Genomic DNA, 26,247 nt, shown 5'->3' on the forward strand with positions numbered 1-26,247 from the left:
TTGCACTCCGCTACTCCACTGGGTCACTCACAGGCGTCGCAATAATCGCCTTCAACTCACTGGTCATCGGGAATTCCAGGTTCAGGCCCTTGGGCGGGATCGGCTGCTCAAACCAGCGCTGGTAAATGCCGTTGATCTCCCCCGAGCTGTACAGCCCGGCCAGGGTCTCATTGACCACCGCGAGAAACTGCGGGTCGTCCTTGCGCACCATGCAGCTGTAGATTTCCCGCGACTGTTCTTCCCCGACCACCACCCACTTGTGCGGGTCCCTCGCCTTGGCGCGCTCGCCGTAGAGCAACGCGTCATCCATGTAGAACGCCGCCGCCCGGCCGGATTGCAGCATCTGGAAGGCTTCGCCGTGGTCCTTGGCGCTGATCACCGACATGTTCAGTTTGTGATCTACGTTGTAGCTCTTGAGAAAGCGTTCGTTGGTGGTGCCGGCAGTGGTCACCACGTTCTTGTCCCGCAGGTCGGCGAAACTTTTGATGCCGCTATCGTTGGCGGTCAGCAACTGGCCCTTCACGTAGATAAACCCGTAGGAAAACGCCACCTGCTTCTGCCGCTCGGCGGTCACGCCGGTGGAACCGCATTCCAGGTCCACGGTGCCGTTTTGCACCAGGGCTATGCGGGTCTGGGAAGTCACCAGGTTGTACTTCACGTTGAGCTTCGGCACACCGGTTTTCTGCTGGATACGCTCGACGATCTTGTTCGCCAGCTCCACCGAATAGCCCATGGGCTTGCCGCTGTGATCCCCCACATAGGAAAACGGCACCGAGGCATCGCGGTAGCCGAGGGTGATGCTCCTGGCGTTGGCGATCTTGCTCAGCGTGCCGTCCAAGGGGGCCTCGGTGGCATGGGCCTGAGCCCCCAACAACAGCCCCAGGGTGCAGCCGATCAACGTGATTTTTTGCATTGTTATTCTCCGTTGGTGGTTAAAGGTTCAGGTACGGCGCACTGCAATGACACTGATCTCGACCAGCACGTCCGGTCGCGCCAACTGCGCCTGCAACGTGGTACGCGTCGGTGCCTGCCCCGGCGATAGCCAGGCGGACCAGACTTCATTCATCGGCGCAAAACCCTCCTGGATATTGTTCAGGTAGATGGTCGCATTCAGCAGATGATCCTTGTCGCTGCCGGCCTCGGCCAGCAGCGCATCAATCCTGGCCAGCACCTGTTCGGTCTGGGTCTTTACATCACGGCCTTCGCCCGGCACCTGGCCGGACAAAAACACCAGGTCCTGAAACACCACGGCGCCAGACAAGCGGCTGTTGCTGTTGATTCGGGTGATGGTCATCGAAATATCCTCAAGCGGCACGGGGCGCGAAGCCCTGCATATCAATGGAAGTGGTGTGCCGGCCAATCAACTCGGCCAGTACCTGGCCGCTGCCGCAAGCCAGGGTAAACCCGAGGGCGCCGTGGCCGAGGTTAAGCCACAGGTTGCTGTAGGCGCTGGCACCAATCAACGGCACGCCGGTCGGCGTGGCCGGGCGCATACCGGCCCATTCGACCGCGTGCTGGTAGTCACCGGCCAGCGGGAACGTCTCAAGTGCCTGGCGTTTAATCAGCGCCAGGCGCTTGGGTTCCAGGCGGGTGTCGAAGCCGACAATATCCACCATCGCCGCCACCCGCAGTTGCTCACCGATGCGCGCGTAGACGATCTTGCGGTCGTAATCGGTGATGCTGATGTTCGGCGCCTGATGCTGCGCGCCAATCGGCACGCTCAGGCTGTAACCCTTGAGGGGATACAGCGGCAACGACATCCCCGGCAAGGCCAGCTCGGGGCTGCGGTGCCCGGCAGCCAGCACCAGGTGCTGCACCGGCAAGACTTCACTGCCCATTTCGATAGCCTGCACGGCGCCTGCGCGGTGACGAATCGCCGTCACCTTGCGCCCCAACAGGAACGTGCAACGCCCCGACGCTTCAAGGCGCGCCGCCAGTTGTTGGCAGAACCCATGGCAGTCGCCGACCTCTTCATTGGGCGTATAGATGCCGCCGGCAAAACTGGCGCTGTCCAGGGTCGGTTCCAGCCGTGCGCAGTCCGCCGCCGAGAGCACTTGCTGTTGCAGCGGGTCGGTCACTTTATTCAAGGCGCGTTCATAGCTGTCGAGGCTGCGAAAGGTCACCAGCTTGCCGTTGCGCCGCCAGTGGAAACCGCCCAGTTGGTCTTCTTCACGCCAGCGTTGCAGGGTGCCCTGGCTCAAGGACGCCAGGCGCAGCAGGTGGGCCGCATTGCGCTGGTTCACCGAGCCACGGCAGGCGCCCAGGAACGAGGCCATCCAGCGCCACTGCGCCGGGTCCATGCGCGGGCGCAGCTTCAGCGGCGAGTCACCGCGCAGCATCCAGCCGATGGCTTGCAACGGCACACCCTTGTCGGCCAGCGGTGCGACATAGCGGTAGGACAATTGCCCGCCGTTGGCGAAGCTGGTCTCGCTGCCCAGGGTTTCCCGGGCTTCGACCACCGTCACCTGCATGCCGGCACGCACCAGCGCGTAGGCACTCGCCAGGCCGATAACCCCGCCACCGATGATGCAAACCTGCTGAGCCATGTGCGTCCCTTAACCGTGCGATGTCAGGCTTGAAGGTTAGAGGCAGGTGACAGCGGCGGGACAATGAATAAAGATGGGTCACCCATAAACAAAGGTTATGGACTGCCCATGCGCTTGCGTCATATCGAAATCTTCCAGGCCATCCGCCAGACCGGTTCCATCAGCGCCGCCGCCCAGTTGCTGCATGTCTCGCAGCCGGCGGTGAGCAAGGTGCTGCAGCACGCCGAGTTGCAGTTGGGGTTCCCGCTGTTCCTGCGTATACGCGGCAAGCTGCAGCCAACCCCGGAAGCGCTGGCGCTGGAGCGCGAAGTCGACAAGGTGACCGAAAGCCTGCAAGGCGTGCGGCGCCTGGCGCAGAACCTGCGCCGCGAGCCGGGCCAGAGCCTGCGTATCGGCGCAACACCGGCGCTGGCCCTGTCGTTGCTGCCGCCGGCCATCCGCGAATGGACCCAACGCTACCCGGACATCGCCTGCGAGCTGTCCAGCGCCCACAGCCGCGAGCTGGTGCAAAACCTGTTGATGCGTGAGGTCGACGTGGCACTGACCCTGCAACCGCCCGATCACCCAGGGCTGAACGCCCAGCCGTTGGCCCACGGCGTGCTGGTGGCGCTGGCGCCGCAGGGTTACTGGAAGGAAAACGAGCTGGGCAAACCGTTGCCGCTGATGGCCCTGGCGGGCGCGCCGTTGATTGGCCTGTCCAGCGCCGACCCGTTGTCGGCGAAGCTGGACAGCTACCTGGAAGCGGTCGACCCGCCGCCACGGGTCAGCATCGCGGTGCAGACCTATTCCCTGGCCAGGGCCATGGTCGAATCCGGCGCCGGGCTGGCGGTGATTGATCCGTTCACCGCCCTCGGCGCATCACCGGCCACTACTTGCATTCGCCCCCTTGCGCCGCCGCTGCCAATCACCTTGTACGCCCTGACCCGCGCCGACGAACCGCCGCCGCATATGCTGGCGAGCCTGTTGGAGATCTTCGGCAGCCGGGCCCAGGAGCAATTGGACCGGCTATAACACGTACCCCATGATCGCCACGAAATGCAGCAGGCTGCCGCCAATCACGAACAAATGCCAGATCCCGTGGGAGTGCCGCAGGCGGTCCTCCAGGGCAAAGAAAATAATGCCCACGGTGTACAGCACCCCGCCCGACGCCAGCCAGGCAAAACCCGTGGGGCCCAGCGCAGCAATCAGCGGCTTGACCGCCACCAGCACGATCCAGCCCATCACGGCGTAGATCACGATCGACAGGATCCGCGCCTCGGAGCGTGGCTTGATCTCCTGCAGGATGCCGATCACCGCCAGCCCCCACACAATCCCGAACAGCGTCCAGCCCCACGGCCCGCGCAGCGTCACCAGGCAAAACGGCGTGTAACTGCCTGCGATCAGCAGGTAGATCGAAAAGTGATCGACCTTCTGCATGATCGCTTTCTTGCGCCCGCGCACGCTGTGGTACACGGTCGACGCGCTGTACAGCACCAGCAACGTGAAACCGTAAATGGCCACGCTGACAATCTTCCAGGGGTTGCCATCCATACTGGCCACCACCAACATCCATACCGCACCCACAAAAGCCGCAACCGCCCCGAGCAAGTGGCTCCAGGCGTTGAATCGTTCCCCGTGATACATGTGTCACTCACCTCGAATAACGGTTATCACCTCGACCATTCTGACGTCACCCACCGAATATCAGGTAACAACCTTTCTTCATTTGCCCAAATACACACACCGATGGATGATTCGCTTCATCCTGTGGGAGCTGGCTTGCCGGCGATAGCGGTGTATCAGCAGCAGATGCATGTCTGACCCAACGCTATCGCAGGCAAGCCAGCTCCTACATAAAAGCCCCTCATCGGTAACGCCCATGCCCGACCTCGAACCTGCCCAGCCCCACCCGAGTCTGTGGCAGTTGTTTTACAACTTCGCCATGGTCGGCCTGTTTGGCTTCGGCGGCGTGATGCCCTGGGCGCGGCAGATGATGGTCGACCGCCGGCAGTGGGTCAGCGAACAAGGCTTCAACGAGTTGCTGACCACCGGCCAATTCTTCCCCGGGCCGAATATCGCCAACGTCGGCATCATCTACGGTCGGCGCCTGCACGGTTTGCCGGGTGCGGTTGTGACCGTGGTCGGCTTGTATCTGTTCCCCTCGCTGATCACCGTGCTGGCCGGCTTCGCCTATGCCAAATGGTGGAGCCATGACGTGGTGCAGCAGATCTTCGGCGCGGTGATGCCAATCGCCACCGGGCTGATGCTCGGCACCACCTTGCGCCTGCTCAAGGCCATGCCGCGGACCCTGGCCAACTACAGCGCGTTCGTCCTGACCTTCGTATTGATGGCGGTGCTGGTGCTGCCGTTGTGGATGGTCCTGCTGATCTGCATTCCTAGCTCCCTGGCCTTGAGTTTCATGGGCAAGCAGAAGGTGGCTGGCTGATGCAGAGCGTGCTGTTTCACCTGATGATCCAATGCGCGCTGTGGTCGCTGATGGCGATTGGCGGCAACACCGTGGCCCTGAGCGATATCCACCGCTACACCGTCACCGACATGAACTGGATCACCGACGCCCAGTTCGTCGCCTTCTTCGCCTTGTCCCAGGCCTTGCCGGGGCCCAATGGCATGTTCCTGGTATTTATCGGCCAGCAAGCCGCCGGGTTGCCCGGCGCCCTGGTGGCCCTGACCGCCAAGCTGGTGCCCTGCTCGGTGCTCACCTACCTCGGCGCCGGCTGGCTGGAAAAACACAGCAAAACCCCGTGGGTGCAGCGGGTCAAAGGCAGCCTGCTGCCGATCTCCATCGGGCTGATCCTGGCCGCCAGCTACATCCTGATGAACAGCCTGGAAAACAACGCCACCAGCCTGGTACTGACCCTGGCCAGCGCTGCCGTGGTGTATTACACAAGACTCAACGCGATCTGGCTGATCATCCTCGGCGTAGTGTTAGGCCTGTGCAGTGCATGGCTGGGAGTGAACTGGTTTTAGGGGCACAATCGACGGCATTCGAACAAGAGTCACGCCCATGCTGATCGACGAAGAGTTCACCCTCAAGAAGCTGGAAATCTTCCTGGCGTTCATGCGCACCGGCAACCTGGCGCGGGCGGCGGCTGAATTGCAGACCAGCAACGTCAGCGTGCACCGGGCGATCCACTCCCTGGAAAACGCCCTGCGCTGCCCGCTGTTCAAGCACGAAGGGCGCAACCTCACGCCGCTGGAAAGCGCCTATGTGCTGGAAGAGCGTGCGCAGAAGCTGGTGCAGGATGTGGTGGACAGTGTGCGGGTGACCCGCGAGGCCGCCGGCTTTTCCGCCGAGCGCTTCAAGCTGGGCTCGCTGTATTCGCTGACGGTGAAGACCGTGCCGCAGTTGATCATGGGGCTGAAGATTCGCCGTAGCGAGCTGAATATCGACCTGATCCTCGGCTCCAATTTCGACCTGCTGTACAAGCTGAAGAACATGGAAGTCGATGCGATCCTGATCTCCCTCGACGAGCACGCCAACGATCCGGACTGCGAGCAGATCGCGCTGTTTTCCGACGACATCTTCCTCGCCACCCCGGCCGATTCACCCTTCGACCGTGAACAGGAAATCGACCTGGCGGACGTGCGCGACGCCACCTTCATCACCCTCACCCAAGGCTTCGCCACCCACCAGGACGGCAACCGCGTATTCAAGCAGGCAGGGTTCGAGCCGAAGGTGGCGATGCAGGTCAACGACATCTTCACCCTGCTGAGCATGGTCAGCTCGGGCGTGGGTTATGCGCTGCTGCCGGGACGGATTGCGGCGGTGTACGAGAACCGGGTCAAGCTGATTCCCCTGCAACCGCGCTACCGTTTGCAGCAGCACATTGGCGTGGTGTTTCTGAAAGCCAAGGAGCGCGACCCGAACCTGCTCGCGCTGTTGGCGGAGTGCCGGATGTATGCGAACCGCCAAACCTGACAATGATCCCCTGTGGCGAGGGAGCTTGCTCCCGCTCGGCTGCGCAGCAGTCGTAAAATCAGCGCCCGCGTTGTTTCAGGAAGAATGCATTGGGACCGCTTCGCGCTCCAGCGGGAGCAAGCTCCCTCGCCACAAAAGCGGTCGACACCTCTCGGGTCAGCCGACAATCCCGCGCACGATGAAGTACAGCACCGACGGCCCCAGCAAGCACCCAAGCCCGGTGTGAAAGGTGGCGGTCAGTGCGCCATACGGCACCAACCGCCGGTCCGTCGCCGCCAGGCCTGCCGTCACACCGCTCACCGTGCCGGCCAAACCACCGAACACCATCGCCGAGCGCGGGTTATCCAAGCCCATCCAGCGTGCCGCCATGGGCGTGCCCACCATCACCAGGATCGCCTTGATCAACCCAGTCGCGATGGACAGCGCCACCACATCCGAGCTTGCACCCAACGCCGCCCCGGTCACCGGCCCGACGATGTACGTCACCGCGCCCGCGCCGATGGTGGTCATGCTGATCGCATCGCGATAACCAAACGCCCAGGCGATACTCGCGCCCACGATAAACGGCAGCACCGTCCCCAACAGCAAGGCAATCGCACCAATCAAGCCGGCCTTGCGCGCCTCGGTGGCCTGTACTTCAAACGCCGTGGCCACGATGGCAAAGTCCCGCAGCATGGCGCCGCCCATCAAGCCGATCCCGGAAAACAGCGCCACATCCGCCAGGCCTTTCTGCCCGCCGGTCAAGGTACCGCCCACCCAGGCCAGCACCAGCCCGATCACAATCGCGATGGCTGAGCCGTGGATGCGTCCGAAGGTCAGGCGCTTGGACAGCACCACCGAAATCCACATCACCACGCCGACAAATGCAAAGGCGGTGACCAAGCCGTTATTTGCCAGGCCTTTCTCGATGAGTTCCCACATATCAGCGACCTCCCGCGACAGGTGCAGCCGCAATCAGCGGCTCTTCATCGGGCAACGGTTCGCCCTTGTACGTGCGGCTGATCAAGGCAATCGTGCAACCGCACACCACCACCGAACCAATCGCCGCCAGCACCGCCACCGGGCCGCCGTGCAGCGCGGTGACCACGTTCTGTTGCGCCGCCATCGCCACCACCACCGGGATGTACATGGCACCCCAGAAGCCGACACCCATCTCACATTCCTTGGTCATGCCGCCGTGTTTGTGCATCCACAACCGTGCGCAGATCAGCAGGATCATTGCGATGCCCACCCCGCCCACGTTGGATTTGACTCCCAGCAACACGCCGAGCATGTCGCCCAGAATCACGCCGGCCAACATGCAGATCGCCAGCAACGCCACACCGTAAATAATCATGATGGTTGTCCTCAAAGTGCTTCATCGAAATTGTTGTTTTTGTGCTTCGAAAGCCTTGGGCGGCAATGCCGATCCGATAAAGATGAATACCGTACCTGTGGCGAGGGAGCTTGCTCCCGTTGGGCTGCGTAGCGGCCCTGAAATCCTCGGAGCGCTGCGCACTCCAACGGGAGCACGCTCCCTCGCCACAGGTCGTTGGTGACCCGCTCTATCTCTTGACCGACCAGCATCAGCCTTGGTGGAGCTCTATCGGTGATGGTTTCCCTCCTCTCGCAGCAAGGCCTGCAAGGTGTCCAGGCGGGCGCCTTCGAAGGCGATGGCGGTGCCTTGCTCGAACACCCGGCGCGCAAGGCCTGTAAGCACGGCACCGGGAGGCAGTTCGATATGCAGGCGCACACCGCGCTCGAAGGCGCTTTGCACGGTGCCGCGCCAGTCGACGATGCGGCACATGTTGAAGGCGAGGTCGTCGCGCAGGTGTTCGCTGTTGTGGATCGGCCGGGCGCGGGTGCTGCTCAGGTAGGTGATGCTCGGCGGTTTCAGTGTCACTTGGGCGAATGCTTCGGCCAGGGCCTCGGCGGGTTTTTCCAGCAGTACGCAATGAGACGGCACGCTGACGGCCAGGCGTTTGGCGACGCCGTTGCCGCGCACCAGATTGGCGACCGCCTTCATGGCCTCATCGCTGCCGGCGATGACCGTCTGGTTGTCGGCATTGATATTGGCCAGGTAAACCGGGGCTTGCGGGCTGTGGACCTGAGCAAGCAAGGCTTCGACGGTGGACAGGTCCGGGCCGATAAGGGCGGTCATGCCGTAGCCGTGGGGATACGCTTGTTGCATCAATTCGCCGCGCAGGCTGACGAGTTTCAACGCGTCGGCAAAGTCCAGCGAGCCGGCGATCACGGCGGCCGGATAGGCACCAATGGACAGGCCGGCGACGTAATCGGGGGTGTGTTCCAGCAAACGCGCACTGGCCACACCGGCAATCAACAGGCAGAGCTGCACGGCACGGGTCGAGGCCAGCGCTTCGGCAGAATCCAGGGTAAGCACATCCTCATTGAGGGCAGCACTGGCTTCGTCCAGCACCGCACGCGGCAGTTGCTGGAGCATGCCGGGACGCTGGGCGCCCTGCCCCGGGAATGCCAGGAGGCTGCTCATGCCAAGGCCTGCCAAGGATCGAGCACCAACTGCGCGCCGCTGGCGTTCTTCAGCAGCACGCGACGCGAACCACCGGCCCATTCACGCAACGCGACCGCGCCAAAAGGCGTTTGCAGTTGCAGGTCGACGGCGCACACCGCCGTATCCAGTATCGCCAGCAGGTCCTCTGCATCGCTGCGATCAAGGCGCTCGGGCGTGCGCAGAATCAAATCCAGATCGCTCTTGGCATGCAGCGCTTCGACGCCGCTGGCCAACTCGAAACCCGCACTGCCGGTGACGCCCCAACTCTCTCCCGCCAGCACCGGTTGCAACTGAGCGAGGGCCTGCAACGCCGGCAAATCCCTTGGCGAGATCACACCGCGCAGGTCTTCCGGCACCACGCGCCGCTGCACCGCCGCCATCGGCATCACGGCGGCGAAGCGCTGCTCGCGCAAGCGCCCGCGTACCCCCACCGCTACTTGGCCCGGCGACGCGACGGCACGCCGCACCACCACCGGATGCCCAGCGGCCAATGCTTCCAGCACCCAGGCCGGCGCATCAGCGGGCGCATGCGCCGGGGTCATGCCCCAGAGCAAGTCGTGAGCGTTCACCATTGCTCCCGCAGCAGTTGGCGCACGTGGCTGGAGGCCGCGCGGTTAGTGGCGCCCAGGCGACCGCTCAGGTCCCGACCGCCGGCCTGCACATCCTTGATCGCCTGCACCAGGCAATCGCTGACCCGCGCCACATCTTCGCTGGTGGGCTGCTCGATCTGGCTGACCGACAAGGTCTCCCAGAGCAAGCCGAGGCTGGCATAGTTGTCGATGTCATAGGCCATCGGCGGCACGCTGGCGGCCAGGGTTTCCAGCTCTTCAACACTGCGCAGGGTTACCCGCGCCGCCGAAGCCTTGCCCATGGCATGCACCATCACGCCGGGGTCGCGCAGGGCAATCAGGCGGTTGGCCTGGTAACCATGGGCGAGGAAGGCGCCGGACATCGCCTTGCCCACCAGCAGCGCGATCACTGGGTGACCGGCCAGGCGGGCACGGGCGTAGCTGTCAGCAGCGGCGGCCAATGCCTGGTGAATGCCCAACGCCTCTTCGCGACGACCGTAGGCCTGGCTCGGCACATCCACGATGGCAATCAGCGGACGCTTGTCGCCGGTATCGATCGCTTCATCAACCGCCTTGGCCAAACCCCAGCCTTCCAGCAAACCGACTTCACCGTTGCGAGCGCGAGGGAAGCGGTTTTGCGGGTCGGTGACCACCGCGATAAAGCGCACTGGCTGATCACCGAGCACACCGTCGGCAACTTTCAGCGAGTTCGGCAAACCGCTCACTGGCGCTGCGTCGCCGCTCAATGCGTTGAACCACTGCAAACCTCTCATGAGCGTTCTCCCTGATACAGATCGCGAACCGTCGCCGGGTCGATTTGCGGTTCGGCGTTCAGTGCGGCCAGGCGTTCCAGATAGTGATCAACCTGACGGCTGCGCTGGTTTTCCGGCAAGCCTTGTTGCAGCAACTCAGTGATCTGCTGCTGAATCTGCGCCACGTCGTCGGCCACATACCGGTCGGCCAAGCCACTGTTGAAACGCTGCTCACCGCCGGTCAGGCTCCAGATGAAGGGCCGGTCACGGGAGTCGTATTCTTCAAGGCCGGCTTCCTGCTCGATCACCTGCGGGCCGTTCAGGCCAAGGCGCGCCTCACGGGTCACCAGCAGATAACTGCACAAGCCTGCCGCGATGGACATGCCGCCAAAACAACCGACGCTGCCCGCCACCACGCCGATCACCGGCTGGTACTGGCGCAGGTCGACAATCGCCGCATGGATATCGGCGATGGCAGCCAAGCCCAGGTTGGCTTCCTGCAAGCGCACGCCGCCGGTTTCCAGCAGCAGGATCGCGCGAGTAGGGATACCGTTGCGGTTGTCTTCAGCAGCCAACTCCAGTGCACCGGCCATCTTTGCGCCGCCGACTTCACCGAGACTGCCGCCCTGGAAATTGCCTTCGATGGCCGCGATGACCACCGGCAAGCCGGCGATGCTGCCCTTGGCGATCACCACGCCGTCATCTGCCTGCGGCACCACGCCCTGGCGGCTCAGCCACGGCGACATGACGCGCTGGAACGGGTCGATCAGTTCGCGATAGCTGCCCGCGTCGAGCAAGGCCTTGGCTCGTTGCCGGGCGCCGAGTTCGACGAAGCTGTGTTTGTTCAGCAAGTCAGTCATGACCGATCTCCTCGAAGCCTTGCTCCAGGCGCAAGCGCACCACGCCGGGTGTGGCGCCGAAGTCGTGGATATCGATGTTCAATGCGGGGGGTGTCTGTTCCTGGAAGATCCGTTCGAACAGATGCTGCCAACGCAGCTGCGCACCGTTCACCGAGGTCTGCACCTGGATCGTCAGGGTGCCGGCGGTGCCCGGTTCCAGCAGCACTTCGAGGTCGCCGGAGCCGACGCAGCCTACCAGCGCGCGGCCCTTGGCGGGCTGCCCGGCGGGGAATTCAAAGGATAAGGTTTCCATCACAGCGCTCCGTCGAGGCGGTCGATAAACAGGCAGGCGGCCAACAGGTCGGCGGCGCCACCGGGGGAGGCATTCAGCGCCAGCAGTTGCTGGTCCAGCTCATGCAGTTGGCGGCGGCCGGCGAGGCTTGCGCTGCCGCCGGCGTCCAGTACGGCTTGGGCGCCCTGCTGCATGGCCTGCAAGCCTTCAGGGCCGGCGCGGTAGAGCACGCAGGTGTCGGCCAGGTCCGTCATGATCGCCAGCAAGGCGTCGAGGCGCGCGTTCTGTTCGCCGTGTTGTTGCAGGCGGCTTTTTTTCAGCTGTGGCAGGCCGCGCTGTAGCACTGACGGGAAGCCCAATTGCGCTTCTTCGCGAGCACCGCGTGCGCCGTAGCGTTGTGCGACCTGGGCGCCGTGGCTCAGCGGTTGCGGTGCGTAACGGTCGTTGAGCAAGGCCAGGCGGGCGGCGCGCAACGTCACCGCGCTGGCAGTGCAGGATTCGGGTTGCAGTGCGGCAGCGGCGACTAACAGGCCGAGGGCCCAGATCGCGCCGCGATGGGTATTTACGCCGCTGGTGGTGACGAGCATCGCCTGTTCACCTTCGCGACCGATGCGCCCGAGGGCTTCACGCAGGGGCAAACCGACTTCGCCAAATTCGACAGCGGCCTCGGCCATTTCCTTGAACGCCGGCCACAGCGACAGCGCCGAGGCGTGCATCAAGCCGAGGTGCAAATCGGTATGGGCGCCGTTGCCGCGACGGTCTACCAGGGCGGGTTTCGGCGACAGGTCCGCCTCATCAATCAAGGCGTCGACGGCCATGTCGGCCAGGCGTTCGGCCAGCGTCAGGTCGTGCAGTTTGAGTGCGTGCATTTACCAGCTCCTGAACTTGGCGGGCGGGTTGTACAAGCCACCGGACCACTCCACCAGATCGGCCACGCTCTTGGCGGCCAGCAGCTCGCGGGTGGCATCGGTGCGGCGGATGCCGAGGTCTTCGGGCAGCGCAATCAAGCCTTCGCGACGCATGCGTGCGGTGTCCTTGGGGTTGTGGCGCAAGCCGATGGCGGTCACCCCGGCCACGGCGGCGATCATCGCCTGGCGCTCTTCCAGGGAACGGGCCTTGTACAGGTAGGCGATGCCTTCTTCGGTGAGCAGGTGCGTGACGTCATCGCCGTAGATCATGATCGGCGCCAGGGGCATGCCGCTTTTGCGGGCGACTTCCACCGCGTCGAGGGTTTCGACAAAGGTGGGTTTGCCGCCTTCCTGGAAGGTCTCGACCATCTGCACCACGAGCTTTTTGCCGCGTTCGAGCAAGGCCTCGGGAGCGTCGTCGTGGCGCATGTCGAGCCAGGCGGGTGTGCCATGGCGGCGACCGCGCGGGTCGTGGCCCATGTTCGGCGCACCACCAAAACCGGCGAGGCGGCCACGGGTAACGGTGGAGGAATGCCCGTCCCCATCGACCTGTAAGGTGGCGCCGATAAACAGGTCCACCGCGTATTGGCCGGCCAGTTGGCAGAACATCCGGTTGGAACGCAGCGAGCCGTCGCGACCCGTGAAGAACACATCCGGCCGGGCGGCGATGTAGTTCTCCATGCCCAGTTCGGTGCCGAAGCAATGCACGCTTTCGACCCAGCCGCTTTCGATGGCCGGGATCAAGGTTGGGTGCGGGTTGAGGGTCCAGTTGCGACAGATCTTGCCCTTCAGGCCCAGGGATTCACCGTAGGTCGGCAGGATCAATTCGATGGCGGCGGTGTTGAAACCGATGCCGTGGTTCAGCGATTGAACGTTGTGTTTTTCATAGATGCCGCGGATCGCCATCATCGCCATCAACACATGCACGGGCTTGATGTGGCGTGGGTCGCGGGTGAACAGCGGTTCGATGTAGAAGGGCTTGTCAGCGACCACCACGAAATCGACCCAGCTCGCGGGGATGTCGACGCGAGGCAGGTCGGTGACGTCATCCACCAGTTGGTTGACCTGGACGATGACGATGCCATCGCTGAAGGCGGCCGGCTCGATCAGCGCTGGCGTGTCTTCAGTGCTGGGGCCGGTGTAGATATTACCGGCGCGGTCGGCCATGAAGCCGGCCGACAGGACCACGTTGGGGATCAGGTCCACCACCAGCCGTGCGTAGAGTTCGATGTAGGTGTGGATCGCGCCGATTTCCAACAGGCCGTCTTCCAGCAACTGGCTGATGCGCAGGGACTGGGTGCCGGCGAAGGAGAAATCCAGCTTGCGGGCGATGCCCTTTTCAAACAGGTCCAGGTGCTCGGAGCGGCCGACGCTGGGCATGATCATGTGCAGGTCGTGGAGCTTGGCGGGGTCGGCCTTGGCCAGGGAGCGCGAGAGGAAATCGGCCTGCTTCTGGTTGTTGCCTTCCAGCACCACGCGGTCGCCGGGGAGGATCAGGGCTTCCAGGGCTTCGACAATGCGCTCGCTGGGGAGCACGGCGCCATCGGCGAAGGATCGCACCAATGCGAGGCGGCGCTGCTTCTCATCGCGCCGCCGCGTCCAGCGCGAGTCGGGGGAAGTTGTTGTTGTCATGGTCGCTCCACGGGATTTGCTGTCGTGGGCTGTACCTTAGGAGGGTATTGGGGGGGCATCAATCAAGCTGGGCGGTGAACCGTTACGATTGGAGTAATGGTTCATTAGCAAACGCTGAGGCTCGGGCTCAACACAGTTCAAATGTGGGAGCGGGCTTGCTCGCGAATGCGGTGGGTCAGTTGATAAATCGGGTACTGACACACCGCATTCGCGAGCAAGCCCGCTCCCACATTTGCTCAGCGCTGTTCGGGAGAACGTACGCAGAAGTCCCAAAATGGGAACGATCAGTCCCTTTTTGGGACTGATCTCGCTTCATCACCCAAGCCGCTATTTCTGGTTAGTCACCCACTGTTCGACCTCCTTCAATAGCGCTTGAGTATGCGCAATCAGTTGCTCCAACAACCCCTCATCCTCATCCATATACCCTTCATATTCCGCCAGGTTGCGGCGCTCGTGGCATAGCGCAAACAGTCTTACCTGAACCTTGTTGGCTGCGGTGGTATGAAGCAGGCATTGGAACACCAGATAGCGCTTGTCCGAGCGATAGCCGTGCAAGCGCAAGGCTGTGAGGGCGATTGCGTGGGCCGCGTTGTAAGCCAAATCAAAACGGCTGGCGAAAGATAATTGCGGGGTTTTGGCGTCCTTCAATCGATCACGGGCAGAGCGCATCAACCCATCACATTCCGTGCGATCCGGCGGCTCAGCCTTCAAGCCACCACTACGTTGCAGGTTCTCCAGGTTGGCCTTGCTGTCCATCCTTGGACTCCACGGGGTTTTCCCCAATCAGGTTGATCTTGTCCTGCTCCGCCACCCGCTGCACAAAACTATGACCGGCATTCCATTTGCCGATCCAGTCTTCGGGGGTATAGAGCGTCGGGTTGATGGTGCGGCCCAGTTGCTCTTCCAGCGGCATGAGCTGCTCCATGACTTCACTGTAGTTGAGGCTTTCGCCGATCAGCATCAGATCTATGTCACTGGATGAGTGCGCCTCGCCCTTGGCGATGGAACCGTAGATAAATGCCCACTTCAGTTGCGTGGCAAATGGAGCCAGTGCGTTGCGCAATGGCTCATCCAGGCTCAGGGTCTTGCGCACGATGGCCAACAGCTCCGAGTAAACGGGGCACTGCGGGTTGGCCTGGTAGTGGGTTTGGTTGCCCTGGCGCGTCACCGTCAGGATGCCTGCCAACTGCAAACGCTCCAGCTCGCGGGTCAGGCTGCCCTTGCCCACCTTTGCCCAGCGGGCGATTTCATTGGTGAAGAAGCTATGGTCGGGCTTGCCAAAGAGCAAACCCAAGACTTTCTGCTGAGTCACGGTGAATAGCGCAGTGCTAAGGGGCAGGGTTTGCATGGCAGCGACCGAAGAGTCCCAAAAAGGGAACGATAGGTCCCTTTTTGGGAACGATCAAGTTTTTAGGCTGCGCAAGAAGGAGCAACCTGCTCCAGTGCCTGATCAACCAGTAACTGCCCCAGCTCACTCATCTGCTGAATGGCCAGCACCACGCCGCGCTGGGAACCTTCCAATTCAAAGGCCAGGTTGGAAGTCAGGGCGTTGAGTGAGGCAAAGGTTTCAGAAGCGTTGGCCAGCAGGGCTTCGGTGGATTGAGAGGGGGTGACGGTAAAGAGTGAAGATGAAGCCGAAGGCGGAAAGTAATGATCCATGGCACGCTCGGCGGCGGCCTGGAGTTTGCGGTGTTCGATTTCGGTGTTGTGGGGCGGATTGGGGGTAGGTTTGAACATGATGTGCAGCTCCGATATGTATTAGGGAAGCTGACACCGTCCGCTTGCACGCGAATAAGGTGGCAGCTGTGCGCAGGTGTGCAAGACCGGGCATATCGGACCCCGGCAGACCCCAAGGGATCTCCCACGCACAGCCGCCATAAGAAATACAGCAGGCATAAAAAACGCCCGTTGAATGGCTATGGGCGTTGGTGCGCCGACATGTAACCGGACTTGCACGTCCGTGTCACCGTTTTTTGCGATGACGGACGAAGACTAGGCGCGATCGCAGGGCACAACAAGTTCATGCACAGCGCGAGAGGTTGCAGGAAAAATCCGACTGTAAAGCGCACGCCGATGCGATCGTTCCCACGCTCTGCGTGGGAATGCATCCCGTGACGCTCCGCGTCACCACAGCGCAAGACTTGAGCCTTGCATCGCCAGTTGGACGCAGAGCGTCCGAGGCTTCATTCCCACGCGGAGCGTGGGAACGATCATCAACATGTGTAGCTCAGGCCAATCCGGCTTCGACCAACAACGCCTCCAATCCCATCAAGTCCGGCACCCTGGCCACATGCTCCCCCACCTGCACCGCCGCCAACTCCAGCGGGCACAACGGCACGTCCACATAACTCAACTGGCTATCGAGCTTGTACGAACGCGGAATCCCCTGGATCACCAACGCAATAAACTTCAACGTCGGCCGTCCTCCGAGGGTGTTCAACACCACAATCCGCGCCCGCTCTCCCACCACGCCCGACTCGCCACACGCGGCCTCAAAGCTGATCAACGGCAACTGCCGATCCCGCCAGGTAACCTGCCGCAAATACCACGGCGGCGCATCACTGGCCGGTTCGCCGCGCTGGAAGTCGATCAGCTCGGCCACGGCGACGTTGGGCAACAACAGGTGACGGTCGGCCAATGGCAGCAGCAAGCCGGTGAGTTGAGTTGCGCGGTGATCAAGCACGGGACTTGCTCCAGTAAGCGATGCTTTCCAGCAGCACCGACTCTTGATAAGGCTTGCCGAGGTAGTCGTTGACGCCAATCGCCATCGCACGATCACGGTGTTTTTGCCCGGTGCGGGAGGTGATCATGATGATGGGCATGCGCATCAGCCGCGGGTCGTCGCGCACCTGGATGGCCACTTCGAAGCCGTCCATGCGCGGCATTTCGATGTCGAGCAGCATCAGGTCCGGGGTGTGCTCTTCCAGCACGGCCATGGCGTCGATGCCGTCCTTGGCGGTGAGCACGTTCATGCCGTTGCGCTCCAGCAGGCGGCTGGTGACTTTGCGCACGGTGACCGAGTCGTCCACCACCAGCACCAGCAGCGGGCGCTTTTTCAGCGGGTCGTTGAGGATCAACGGAGCGTCCGCCGCCTGGGCCGGCAACGCCGGTGGCCGGGCGCGGATATGCGCCATCAGGTCGATGATCAGCACCACGCGGCCATCGCCAAGGATGGTTGCGCCAGACACGCCCTTCACCCCGGCAAACTGCGGCCCCAGGCCCTTGACCACGATCTCCCGGGTGCCGGCCATGGCGTCCACTTGCACCGCCACGCGCCGTTCGTTGCATTGCACCAGCAGCACCGGCAGCGGCTGGTACTGGCCCAGCAGGTTCGGCCGGCCGACGGTGTGCAGCAGGTCGCCGAGGTAGAACAGTTCGTAGCGTTGGCCGGCGTATTCGTAGCGCGGCGGGTCCTGCTGATAGTGCCCTTCCAGCTCATGGGGCATGACCCGCACCAGGCCTTCGATGGTGTTCAGCGGGATCGCGTATTGATCGTCGGCACACTGCACCATCATCGCCCGGTTGACCGACACAGTGAACGGCAGGCGAATGCGAAAGTGCACGCCCTCTCCCGGCGTCGAGTCGATGACCATCGAGCCGCCCAGCTGGCGCACTTCTTCATGCACCACGTCCATGCCCACGCCACGCCCGGAAATCTGGGTGATTTTTTCGGCAGTGGAAAACCCCGGTTGCAGGATGAACTGCAACACGTCGCGGTCGCTGATTTCCAGGTTGGGGTCGAGCAAGCCACGCTTGATCGCCTTGCGCCGCACGGCTTCAAGCGGCACGCCGGCGCCGTCGTCGCGCATGTCGAAAACGATGTCGCCGCCTTCGTGGGTCAGGTCCAGGGTGATGCGGCCTTTCTCGGGTTTACCGGCCAGCAATCGTGCATCGCGGGATTCCAGGCCGTGGTCGACGGCGTTGCGCAGCATGTGTTCCAGCGGCGCGACCATGCGCTCCAGCACGTTGCGGTCCATCTCGCCTTCGGCATTGCCGACGATAAATTCCACGTCCTTGCCCAGCTCGCCCGCCACCTGCCGCACGATGCGTTTAAGCCGTGGCAGCATGCGTTCGAAGGGCACCATGCGCGTGCGCATCAGGCCTTCCTGCAACTCGGTGTTGATGCGCGCCTGTTGCTGCAGCAGGTTGTGGGCATCCTGGTTGCGGCGGTCGAGGGTTTCCTTGAGGTCGAGCAGGTCGGAAGCCGATTCGAACAAGGCCCGGGACAGTTGTTGCAACTGGGAATGGCGGTCCATTTCCAGCGGGTCAAATTCTTCGTAGCCCAGGCGTTCGGCCTCGGCCTGCTGGCGGCTGAGGATGCGGCCCTGGGTCTCGGTGTCGAGGCGGCGCAGTTGATCGCGCATACGCTCGATGGTGGTTTCCACCTCGTTGAGGGCAACGCTCGCATCGTTGACCTGCTGCTCGATACGCCCACGGAAAATCGAAGTTTCACCCGCCAGGTTGACCAGGTCATCCAGCAAGTCGGCAGAGATCTTCACCATGTCGGCGGCCGGATCGCTGGCCGGCACCGCCTCGGTTTTGGTTGCCGTCAACGCCAGCGGTGCGTCCGTCACTTCAGCCGGACGCACCAGGCTCTTGATGCGCTCGATCAGCAGGTCCACCGAGCCCACCGGCATGCCCGCCGCCACCGCATCGATCATCTGCGCCAGGCGGTCGTGGCAGCCTTGCAGCAAGGCGAACAGCTCCGCCGAGGGCGCCAGCAAACCTGCCGACAAGCCCTCATAGAGAAACTCCAGCTCATGGGCCAGGTCGCCAATCGGGCCGATCTCGACCATGCGAGCGCCGCCCTTGAGGGTGTGCAGGTCGCGCAGCAGTGTCTCGACTTCCTGGCGATTTTTCGGCTCGGCCTGCCAGCGCAACAGCGCGGCGCCGGAGCTGTCGAGGATGTCGGCGGCCTCTTCGAGAAAGATATCCAGCAGCTCGGGATCACTGCCCGGCGTCTCGACTTCGGCGGCCGCTACGGGCGCCGCTTGTCCGGTGCCTTGGCGCAACTCACGCAAGTGGCTGATCAGGTCGGAGGAGTCGCTCAACGGTTGCTGGTGTTGCAGTTGCTCAAGCAACAGCGCCAGCCGCTCATGACTGGCCATCAACACATTGGCCAGCTCGCTGGAATAGCTGTAGCGACGGTCCACCAAACCTTCGTAAAGGTTTTCCAGCTCAAGGGCCAGGTCGCCCACCGCGCCGATTTCAGCCATGCGCGCGCCACCCTTGAGGGTGTGCAAATCCCGCTGCAACGATGACAGCGGCGCTGCGTTATCCGGGTCCAGCAGCCAACGCTTCAAGGACTGGCCGGCGCTGTCGAGGATGTCCACCGCTTCCTCAAGGAAGATCTCGACGATCTCGTCATCCACCGCAAAACCCTGATCGAGCTTCGCCGTAGCGGCGCCCAGCTCGGAGATGCTCAGCGCGCGGCTGCCATCGGTCTTGATCAGGCCGGTGGCGGACGGGTCGAGGCCTTCATCCAGCAGCTCGCGCAGGGCGCGTACCCGGGCCGGCGCCGCGCTGATTTCCTGGCCGGCGGCCAGTTGGTCGAGCATGTTGATCAGGGCTTCGTGGGCCTGTTCGGCCTCGTGGAAGAAGCGCTCGCTGACCGCCAGGCTGCTTTCTTCCACTGCGCCGTAGAGGTCGAGCAAGGCTTCGCACAATTCGTCCATCGGGTGCAGGTCGGCGAGGTGCGCGCCTTCGCCGAGGGTGGTCAGTTCGTCCAGCAGCGCGCTCAGTTCCTGGCGTTCGCCGGGGTGCTGCTGCCAGCGGCGCAGCAGGCTTTCGGCGTCCAGCAGGATGTCCATGCCCTGGGCCAGGAAGTTGGCGATCAACTGCGGGTCGCGCTTGATCCGCAGGCCGGTGTTGGGCGCATTCAGCAAGGCTTCAAGCTGGCTGTTCAGCAGGTTTTGCGTGCGCTCGATCAGCCCTGCTGCACCATTGATGGCCGCGTGAGGGTCACTGTCCAGCTGGCGCACGCCGCGCTGGAACAACGCTTCGGCCTCCAGCAGCAATTCGATTTCATCCAGGTCCAGCGGCAGGCGGTGGGCCTTGTATTCGCGGGTCAGGTGATCCAGCGGGCGCGCCAGTTCGGCGATGGGCAACACACCGGCCATATAGGCGCTGCCTTTGAGGGTGTGCAGTGCGCGTTGCAGGTCATCACTGACTTGCAGCGGCAGGTGCTCGGTGGCCTGTTGCAGGAAGCGGTTGAGGCTGTCGAGGTGGCTCTGGGCTTCGTTGCGGAAGATTTCCAGCAACTGCGGGTCCAGGGCGGCCGGGTCTGTGGCCGACGGTTCGACACGGCTGGCCAGGGCGTGCGCCCGCGCCGCCAGTTCGTCTACGTCATCGCGCTGGCGCTGGGCATTGTCGGCAAAATCGGTGATCAGCTCCGGCAGCAATTCCAACACGTCATCCAGCACTGCTTGCACATCCGGGCCCGGCGCGACGCTGCGTTCCAGCACGCGGTTGAGCAGGTTTTCCACGGCCCAGGCCAGCTCCGCCAACACCAGGGCGCGCACCATGCGGCCACTGCCTTTCAAGGTGTGGAAGGCGCGGCGCATTTCGCTCAGGGTGGCCTTGTCTACCAGGCTGGCGGTGCCGGCAGGCACATAGCGATGCAGCACGTCGAGAACTTCGGCGGTTTCTTCAAGGAAGACTTCCCGCAGTTCATCATCGATGGCTTCTTCACCGGCGGGCGGCGGCAGCAGGCTGCCGGGACGCTGGAGTGCCGGCGGGTTGAGGCGCGAGGTGGGGCTGGCCAACGCATCGGCGAGGAACGGGGTTTGCTCCGTGGGCGTATCACCCTGCTCAAGCAGTGCCTGGCGCCAGGGTTTTTCGGCCGGCAAATAGCCCAGCGCGGCCAGGCCTTCAGCGGCGACTTCCAGCACCCGTTCGCCCGGGGCGTCGTGGTCCTGGAGCATGCGTTCCAGGTAGTACTCGAGGCTGGTGAGCACATCGGCAAAATGCTCAAGCTGCGCCTCGGAAGGTGCGGCGTCGCCGACCATCAGTTGCTCGTTGACGTAGTCATTGCAGCCACGCATCAGGCTCGCCGCACGGGGCAGCGGAATCATCGCCAGCGCGCCGCGCACCTGGGTCAGCAACTCGGGCAGCGACTCCAGGCGCTGGCGGTCCCAGTGAGCCTCGATGCAGTCGATCACCAACTCTTTGGCCTGGGTCAGGCACTGGCAGGATTCGCGGATGACGAGGTGATGGATCTGCGTCAGGTCGGTGGTAGGCAGGCGGCTTTCTTCGCGGCGTTCCGGCTCGACAGTGCCGACCATCCCGGCCAGCGTGGCCTCGACGTAGAGCAACGCACCGGCAACGTCCATCAATACCGCATCGTTGGGTTCGCGCTGCCCCTGGGCCAGGCCGAGTACCACCGCCAGTTGGTCGATGATCACTTTGCGCGGCTGGCCGAAGCCCAATACGGCGAGGGTATCGGCGATCTGCCGCAGCGGCGCCAGCAACGCCTCAAGGTCCGAGGCGTGCTGACGGTCGCTGCGTACGAACAGGTCCAGGCGTTCCTTGACCCGCACCAGCTCCTCGCACAACGCGCCGAGCACCGAGCCCATCGCGTCGCGGTCCGGGCCGGCCAGGCGGGCGCGTTCGGCGTCCACCACGGCGCTGTCGGGCAAAGCTTCATCGAGGCCATATCGTTCTTTCAAACTTTGCATCCGTGGAGTCGGTCGGGTGACTTTGGCGACGTAGAACAACAGGCTCTTGAGCAGCTCATCCGGGGCCGGGGTGTTGATGCCGTTGATGCCCTGGATCAGCAGGCGCTTGAGTTGCTTGTCGCAGGCCTTGAGCAAACTGCGCAACGCCGGGCTGTTGGCAACCACGCCAATGAGCATGCCTTCCACCAGCGCCGAGGTCACCTGCCACAACGGTAGCAGCGGCGCACCATGGCACAGGGCTTCGAGGCGGGCGAAGACCCGCGCCATGTCTTCCAGGTTGCTGGGGCCGTGGTCTTCGCGCAGCAAACCGACCAGCGCCTGTTGCAGCATCTGCCGCCACTGGCGCAGCAGTTCGGGGAAATCCTCTGGCGTGCGCTGGGCCAGGGCGTCTTCGGGCAGCGGCGGGATCACCAGCAGTTGCGGGCTGAACAGGCTGGTTTCCGAGAGCAGGCTTTCGCCGCGCACGCTGCGCAGGTCGTTGAGCAGCGGCAGCACCACCAGGGGCAGGTCGCGCCGGGCGCTGTGTACGCGGTCGAGGTACAGCGGCAGTTGGCCAAGGCCCTGTTGCAGCAGGCGAATGCCTTCGTCGCGCTGGCTGACGCGCGCGCCTTGCAGGGCGAGGGCCAGTTGTTCCATTTCTTCAGCGAACAGGGCCGCGCCGTAGAACTCGACCATCAACAGGCTGCCATGCACCTGATGGATGCATTCCAGGCACTGGCCGATGGCCTCGCTGCTGCTTTCTTCAACATAGGCGTCCAGCGCCGAACGGGCCTGTTTCAGGGTTTCGGCAATTTCGCCCTTGACCCATTCGAGGGCCACGTAGTCGTGCCGATCAACCATAACCGCTCCCGTCTGAATTCATGAGTTGCTGGTAGTGCTGGGTCATGCGTACACCGATCTCAAAACAAAGGAGATCAACTGTGGGAGCGGGCTTGCTCGCGAATGCGGTGGGTCAGACAAAGCGTCGGCGACTGACACACCGCATTCGCGAGCAAGCCCGCTCCCACATTTGCTTTTCGGTGTTTTCGAGGGTGCATTTCACTCATCCACCCGCTTCGCCGCCGGCAAGGTGAACCCCGACACCGACCGCCGCAACTGACTGGCCATTTTTGCCAGGTTGCCGATGCTCTCGGCAGTGGCCGTAGAGCCTGACGAAGTCTGAGTGGTGATCTGCTGGATCACGTTCATCGTCAGGGAAATCTGCCCCGCCGACGACGTCTGCTGCTGCGCCGCGTTGGAGATACTCTGGATCAGCGCCGCCAGGGTTTTCGACACGCCTTCGATCTCTTCCAGCGCTACCCCGGCGTCCTGGGCCAGCCGCGCACCGCGCACCACTTCGGTGGTGGTCTGCTCCATGGAAATCACGGCTTCGTTGGTATCCGTCTGGATCGCTCGCACCAGGGTTTCGATCTGTCGGGTCGCCGCCGAAGAGCGCTCAGCCAGGCGCTGTACCTCATCGGCCACTACCGCAAAACCACGCCCGGCATCACCGGCCATGCTCGCCTGGATCGCGGCGTTGAGCGCGAGGATGTTGGTCTGCTCGGCGATGTCATCGATCAGGCTGACGATGTCGCCAATTTCCTGGGACGATTCCCCCAGGCGCTTGATGCGCTTGGCGGTGTCCTGGATCTGTTCGCGAATGTTGTCCATGCCGTGGATGGTGTTGTGCACCACCTCGTTGCCCTTGTTGGCAATCTCTACCGAACGCTCGGCCACTGCCGACGATTCAGCGGCGTTGGCCGACACCTGGTCGATGGACTTGGCCATCTGGTTGATCGCCGTGGAGGCTTCGGCAATCTGCTGTGCCTGATGCTCCGACGCTTGGGCCAGGTGCATGGCGGTGGCCTGGGTGTCCTGCACCGCACCAGCCACCTGGCCGGCAGTGAGGTTGATGGTGGCCACCAGGTCGCGCAGTTGGTCCACGGAATAGTTGATGGAGTCGGCAATGGTGCCGGTGAAGTCTTCGGTGACCGAGGCGGTGACGGTCAGGTCGCCGTCGGCCAAGTCTTCAATCTCATCCAGCAGGCGCATGATCGCGTTCTGGTTGCGCTCGTTCTTCTCGGCGGTTTCCCGCAACTGGCGGTTGGTCTCGCGAACCATCACCAGGCCGATCAGGATGATCGAGGCCAGCGCCAGCAAGCCCAGCACGTAGCCGCCGATGGTGTCGAAAGTGCGCCCGTCCGCCAGGTTTTCAAAGCCGGTGGCCAGGTGCGAGGCTTCGTCCAGCAGGGTTTGCGACAGGTTGAAGATATTGCTCGCCGAGGCGCGCACCTGGAACAGCTGCGGCGAGGTTTCGAGGATTTCGTCCACGGAGCCCGAGACGAATTCGAACAGCTCGGAAATCTCCGCCAACCGGGCGCGGGCGTCGTGGTCTTCAACCTGGGTGATGCGCAGCCCGGGATTGCCGTTGAGCATGCCGCTGAGCACCACGCCGAAACGGCTGGCATCGCGGCCAAAGGCATCGGCGGCCTGCACGGCAGTCTCGTCCCCCGCCAGCACGGTGTTTACCGCCCCCAGGATGCGTTCGGCCAGCAATGACTGGCGCTGGGCCAACGCTACCTGGCTGGCCGGTGCGCCGCGTTGCAGCAGAATATCGACAACCTTTTCCGACTCCATCTGCAACTGCGGAACGGTTTCCGCCAGGGTCGCGGCCACTTGATGCAGCGACAGCACCGTTTGCTCGCTGGCCAGAATCGCATCGGCGTTTTTCAGCAGCGCTTCCCAGTCGGTCTGCACGGCGCGCATTTCTGCACGCACGGCGGTGGGTGCAGCGGGCAGGCCGGTGGCCGGGTCGCCTTTTTTCAGGTAACCCCAGCGCTGGGCAAAATCGTTGCGCGCATCCCCCAGCAGCTTGAACGCCGCCGCCTTGCCGGCGGCAGCCTCGGTGGCGTTCTTGGCGATGCGCTGGGACAGCACCCGCAGCTCACCGGCGTGGCCGATGTACTGTTTGTCGTAGGTGGACTGGGTGTTGAGGTACGCGAAGTTGGCGAACAGCAGCATGATGAACACGATCAGCGCGATAAACAGCACGATGATCTGCGAGCGGCTGCGGGAGGCTTCCTGGGGTTTGACCGGGGTGACGGTACTCATGCGGCGACATCCATGAAACCTGGAGCCTGGGCCAGGGCGAAGGGGCTGAAGACCTGCCACAGCTGGTCGCCGTCGAACTGGCCCTGGATAAACGGCGCGCCGCCTGCGGTGCTCGTCGACAACGCGTCTTGTGCGAAATGCTGCATGCCCACCACCTCGTCCACCAACAGGCCGACAAACACGTCCTGATATTCCACCACCAGCACCCGCCGTTGTTTGCGCGCCACCGACAGCTCAAGGCCGAGGAAACCGCCCAGGTCCATCACCGGCAGCAAGCGCCCGCGCAGGTTGGCCACGCCCTTGATCCACGGCTTGACCCCGGGCATCAAGGTACAGCGCGGTTCGTGCAGCACTTCCGCCACCTCGCCCATGGGCGCCACGTACCAGTGTTCGCCCAGGCGAAACCCGATCCCGCTCCAGCTGAGCAGCCGGGTTTCCTGGGACGGCAGGTCGGCAGCCAGCAAGCGGCAGCGGCGGTCGATGTCCAGCAGCAGCTCGAAGGCGGTTTGCGACTCGGTCATGGGAACGTGCCGTCAGCCGGCCAGCACCTTGTTCAGGGTGGCGATCAGGGTTTCTTCGTCCACGGGCTTGGTCAGGTAATCCTTGGCGCCCTGGCGCTCGCCCCAGATCTTGTCGGTTTCCTGATCCTTGGTGGTGATGATGATCACCGGGATGTGGCTGGTCTCGGCATCCTTGGTCAACTGACGAGTGGCCTGGAAGCCATTGAGGCCCGGCATCACGATATCCATCAGCACCGCATCCGGCTTTTCCTGACGGGCCAGCGCAACGCCATCGCCGCCGTTCTGGGCCTTGAGGACGGTGTGACCGTGCTTTTCGAGCATTTCGGTCAGTTTGTACATTTCAGTCGGCGAATCGTCGACGATCAGAACACGTGCCATGGTTTTCCCCACTTATCTAGTAGACGCAAGCCCTCGTGGGGCCCCCGTCAGTGTGCTTGTTCTACTGCGGCGAAGCCCGGTACATAGGCCTTGATCGCGCTCAGCAGTTCTTCCTTGCTGAAAGGCTTGGTCAAAAACTGATCAGATCCGACGATGCGCCCCTTGGCCTTGTCGAACAGACCATCCTTGGAGGACAGCATGATTACCGGGATCGACTTGAACGCCGGGTTGTTCTTCACCAGCGCGCAGGTCTGATAGCCATCCAGGCGCGGCATCATGATGTCGACAAAGATAATGTGCGGATGATGGTCAACAATCTTGGCCAGGGCATCGAAACCGTCGATGGCCGTGATGACGTCGCACCCTACGTTCTTCAACAGTGTTTCGGCCGTGCGGCGAATCGTTTTCGAATCGTCGATCACCATCACTTTCAAGGCGTTGGAATGCTGTTCCATATCTGCTCTACCATCGCCACAGCGAATAGGTTTTCGGTGTGTACTGCCTGATGTTGCACAGGACGAGCGCCAAAAGCCTCGGAATTCAAGGGCTGATGTGCCATGGCAGCCTTTTTAGCACAGTCTCAGAACGCAATCTATCGGCCGACCCGCGTGGTGGT

Annotated in this window: 26 protein-coding genes; 4 read left to right on the top strand and 22 right to left on the bottom strand. The window is 63.0% G+C overall.

The window, feature by feature from the left end; translation table 11 throughout:
* Positions 1-10 precede the first annotated feature (10 nt).
* From HX821_RS03245 to HX821_RS03255, 3 genes are read right to left on the bottom strand one after another with little or no spacing between them, the layout of a single operon-like run.
* Positions 11-913, bottom strand: a complete 903-nt coding sequence (locus HX821_RS03245; RefSeq protein WP_177035287.1) for a transporter substrate-binding domain-containing protein — start codon at positions 911-913, stop codon at positions 11-13.
* A gap of 27 nt (positions 914-940) precedes the next feature.
* The gene (locus HX821_RS03250; RefSeq protein WP_087693233.1) at positions 941-1,294 is read right to left on the bottom strand and encodes a RidA family protein; all 354 of its coding nucleotides are present in this window, start codon (positions 1,292-1,294) and stop codon (positions 941-943) included.
* A 10-nt stretch (positions 1,295-1,304) separates the two neighbouring features.
* Entirely contained in the window at positions 1,305-2,546 is a 1,242-nt protein-coding gene (locus tag HX821_RS03255; protein ID WP_177009104.1) for a D-amino acid dehydrogenase, read from the bottom strand.
* Between the two features lie 108 nt (positions 2,547-2,654).
* On the opposite strand from HX821_RS03255, the gene HX821_RS03260 reads away from it, so the two are divergent.
* Positions 2,655-3,557, top strand: coding sequence for a LysR family transcriptional regulator (locus HX821_RS03260; protein ID WP_177020237.1), 903 nt, complete (start codon positions 2,655-2,657; stop codon positions 3,555-3,557).
* On the opposite strand, the gene HX821_RS03265 is transcribed toward HX821_RS03260, so the two are convergent.
* Positions 3,552-4,169: a hemolysin III family protein gene (locus tag HX821_RS03265; RefSeq protein ID WP_003216828.1), complete on the bottom strand. Its 618-nt coding sequence runs from the start codon at positions 4,167-4,169 to the stop codon at positions 3,552-3,554. The genes HX821_RS03260 and HX821_RS03265 overlap by 6 nt on opposite strands.
* 235 nt (positions 4,170-4,404) lie before the next feature.
* On the opposite strand from HX821_RS03265, the gene HX821_RS03270 reads away from it, so the two are divergent.
* Genes HX821_RS03270 through HX821_RS03280 form a run of 3 tightly spaced genes read left to right on the top strand, consistent with a single transcriptional unit; the run spans position 4,405 to position 6,465 of the window.
* Positions 4,405-4,971 (top strand): chromate transporter, encoded by a 567-nt coding sequence (locus tag HX821_RS03270; protein ID WP_003216826.1) that lies wholly within the window; start codon positions 4,405-4,407, stop codon positions 4,969-4,971.
* Positions 4,971-5,513 (top strand): chromate transporter, encoded by a 543-nt coding sequence (locus HX821_RS03275; RefSeq protein WP_134327458.1) that lies wholly within the window; start codon positions 4,971-4,973, stop codon positions 5,511-5,513. Before HX821_RS03270 ends, HX821_RS03275 begins: the two co-directional genes overlap by 1 nt.
* A 37-nt stretch (positions 5,514-5,550) precedes the next feature.
* The gene (locus HX821_RS03280) at positions 5,551-6,465 is read left to right on the top strand and encodes a LysR substrate-binding domain-containing protein (protein ID WP_003216822.1); all 915 of its coding nucleotides are present in this window, start codon (positions 5,551-5,553) and stop codon (positions 6,463-6,465) included.
* 156 nt (positions 6,466-6,621) lie between these two features.
* On the opposite strand, the gene madM is transcribed toward HX821_RS03280, so the two are convergent.
* The 18 genes from madM to pilG all read right to left on the bottom strand — a co-directional run bounded on the left by madM (position 6,622) and on the right by pilG (position 26,086).
* Entirely contained in the window at positions 6,622-7,386 is a 765-nt protein-coding gene (gene madM / locus HX821_RS03285; protein WP_003216820.1) for a malonate transporter subunit MadM, read from the bottom strand.
* Position 7,387: 1 nt separating this feature from the next.
* Entirely contained in the window at positions 7,388-7,801 is a 414-nt protein-coding gene (gene madL / locus HX821_RS03290; protein WP_177035288.1) for a malonate transporter subunit MadL, read from the bottom strand.
* 246 nt (positions 7,802-8,047) lie between these two features.
* Positions 8,048-8,953 (bottom strand): malonate decarboxylase subunit epsilon, encoded by a 906-nt coding sequence (mdcH, locus tag HX821_RS03295; RefSeq protein WP_177035289.1) that lies wholly within the window; start codon positions 8,951-8,953, stop codon positions 8,048-8,050.
* On the bottom strand, positions 8,950-9,546 hold the full coding sequence (locus tag HX821_RS03300; protein WP_177035290.1) for a malonate decarboxylase holo-ACP synthase: 597 nt from the start codon (positions 9,544-9,546) through the stop codon (positions 8,950-8,952). Before HX821_RS03300 ends, mdcH begins: the two co-directional genes overlap by 4 nt.
* Entirely contained in the window at positions 9,540-10,316 is a 777-nt protein-coding gene (gene mdcE, locus HX821_RS03305) for a biotin-independent malonate decarboxylase subunit gamma (RefSeq protein WP_177035291.1), read from the bottom strand. The genes HX821_RS03300 and mdcE overlap by 7 nt, the downstream gene beginning before the upstream one ends.
* Positions 10,313-11,155 (bottom strand): biotin-independent malonate decarboxylase subunit beta, encoded by an 843-nt coding sequence (locus tag HX821_RS03310; protein WP_102370090.1) that lies wholly within the window; start codon positions 11,153-11,155, stop codon positions 10,313-10,315. Before HX821_RS03310 ends, mdcE begins: the two co-directional genes overlap by 4 nt.
* Positions 11,148-11,447: a malonate decarboxylase subunit delta gene (locus HX821_RS03315; RefSeq protein ID WP_003216806.1), complete on the bottom strand. Its 300-nt coding sequence runs from the start codon at positions 11,445-11,447 to the stop codon at positions 11,148-11,150. Before HX821_RS03315 ends, HX821_RS03310 begins: the two co-directional genes overlap by 8 nt.
* Positions 11,447-12,295, bottom strand: coding sequence for a triphosphoribosyl-dephospho-CoA synthase (locus HX821_RS03320; protein ID WP_008434131.1), 849 nt, complete (start codon positions 12,293-12,295; stop codon positions 11,447-11,449). The genes HX821_RS03315 and HX821_RS03320 overlap by 1 nt, the downstream gene beginning before the upstream one ends.
* Positions 12,296-13,966 carry a malonate decarboxylase subunit alpha gene (gene mdcA / locus HX821_RS03325; protein WP_023659312.1) on the bottom strand — a complete coding sequence of 557 codons (1,671 nt, stop codon included), beginning with the start codon at positions 13,964-13,966 and terminating at the stop codon, positions 12,296-12,298.
* A 327-nt stretch (positions 13,967-14,293) separates the two neighbouring features.
* The gene (locus HX821_RS03330; protein ID WP_003216800.1) at positions 14,294-14,722 is read right to left on the bottom strand and encodes a hypothetical protein; all 429 of its coding nucleotides are present in this window, start codon (positions 14,720-14,722) and stop codon (positions 14,294-14,296) included.
* On the bottom strand, positions 14,685-15,314 hold the full coding sequence (locus HX821_RS03335) for a nucleotidyltransferase domain-containing protein (protein WP_177035292.1): 630 nt from the start codon (positions 15,312-15,314) through the stop codon (positions 14,685-14,687). The genes HX821_RS03330 and HX821_RS03335 overlap by 38 nt, the downstream gene beginning before the upstream one ends.
* 62 nt (positions 15,315-15,376) lie before the next feature.
* Complete coding sequence (locus tag HX821_RS03340; protein WP_177028013.1) at positions 15,377-15,703, bottom strand: DUF6124 family protein; 327 nt, start codon at positions 15,701-15,703, stop codon at positions 15,377-15,379.
* 490 nt (positions 15,704-16,193) lie between these two features.
* Positions 16,194-16,649, bottom strand: a complete 456-nt coding sequence (locus HX821_RS03345; protein WP_003213725.1) for a chemotaxis protein CheW — start codon at positions 16,647-16,649, stop codon at positions 16,194-16,196.
* The gene (locus tag HX821_RS03350; RefSeq protein WP_177035293.1) at positions 16,642-22,482 is read right to left on the bottom strand and encodes an Hpt domain-containing protein; all 5,841 of its coding nucleotides are present in this window, start codon (positions 22,480-22,482) and stop codon (positions 16,642-16,644) included. Before HX821_RS03350 ends, HX821_RS03345 begins: the two co-directional genes overlap by 8 nt.
* Positions 22,483-22,680: 198 nt before the next feature.
* Positions 22,681-24,732, bottom strand: coding sequence for a methyl-accepting chemotaxis protein (locus HX821_RS03355; RefSeq protein WP_177035294.1), 2,052 nt, complete (start codon positions 24,730-24,732; stop codon positions 22,681-22,683).
* Positions 24,729-25,253 carry a chemotaxis protein CheW gene (locus HX821_RS03360; RefSeq protein WP_003213731.1) on the bottom strand — a complete coding sequence of 175 codons (525 nt, stop codon included), beginning with the start codon at positions 25,251-25,253 and terminating at the stop codon, positions 24,729-24,731. The genes HX821_RS03355 and HX821_RS03360 overlap by 4 nt, the downstream gene beginning before the upstream one ends.
* A 12-nt stretch (positions 25,254-25,265) precedes the next feature.
* Positions 25,266-25,631 (bottom strand): twitching motility response regulator PilH, encoded by a 366-nt coding sequence (gene pilH, locus HX821_RS03365; protein WP_003213734.1) that lies wholly within the window; start codon positions 25,629-25,631, stop codon positions 25,266-25,268.
* Between the two features lie 47 nt (positions 25,632-25,678).
* Positions 25,679-26,086: a twitching motility response regulator PilG gene (pilG, locus tag HX821_RS03370; protein WP_003213736.1), complete on the bottom strand. Its 408-nt coding sequence runs from the start codon at positions 26,084-26,086 to the stop codon at positions 25,679-25,681.
* Between the last annotated feature and the right edge of the window lie 161 nt (positions 26,087-26,247).

This window comes from Pseudomonas sp. B6001, assembly GCF_013386015.1.
In the GTDB taxonomy this organism is placed as follows: domain Bacteria; phylum Pseudomonadota; class Gammaproteobacteria; order Pseudomonadales; family Pseudomonadaceae; genus Aquipseudomonas.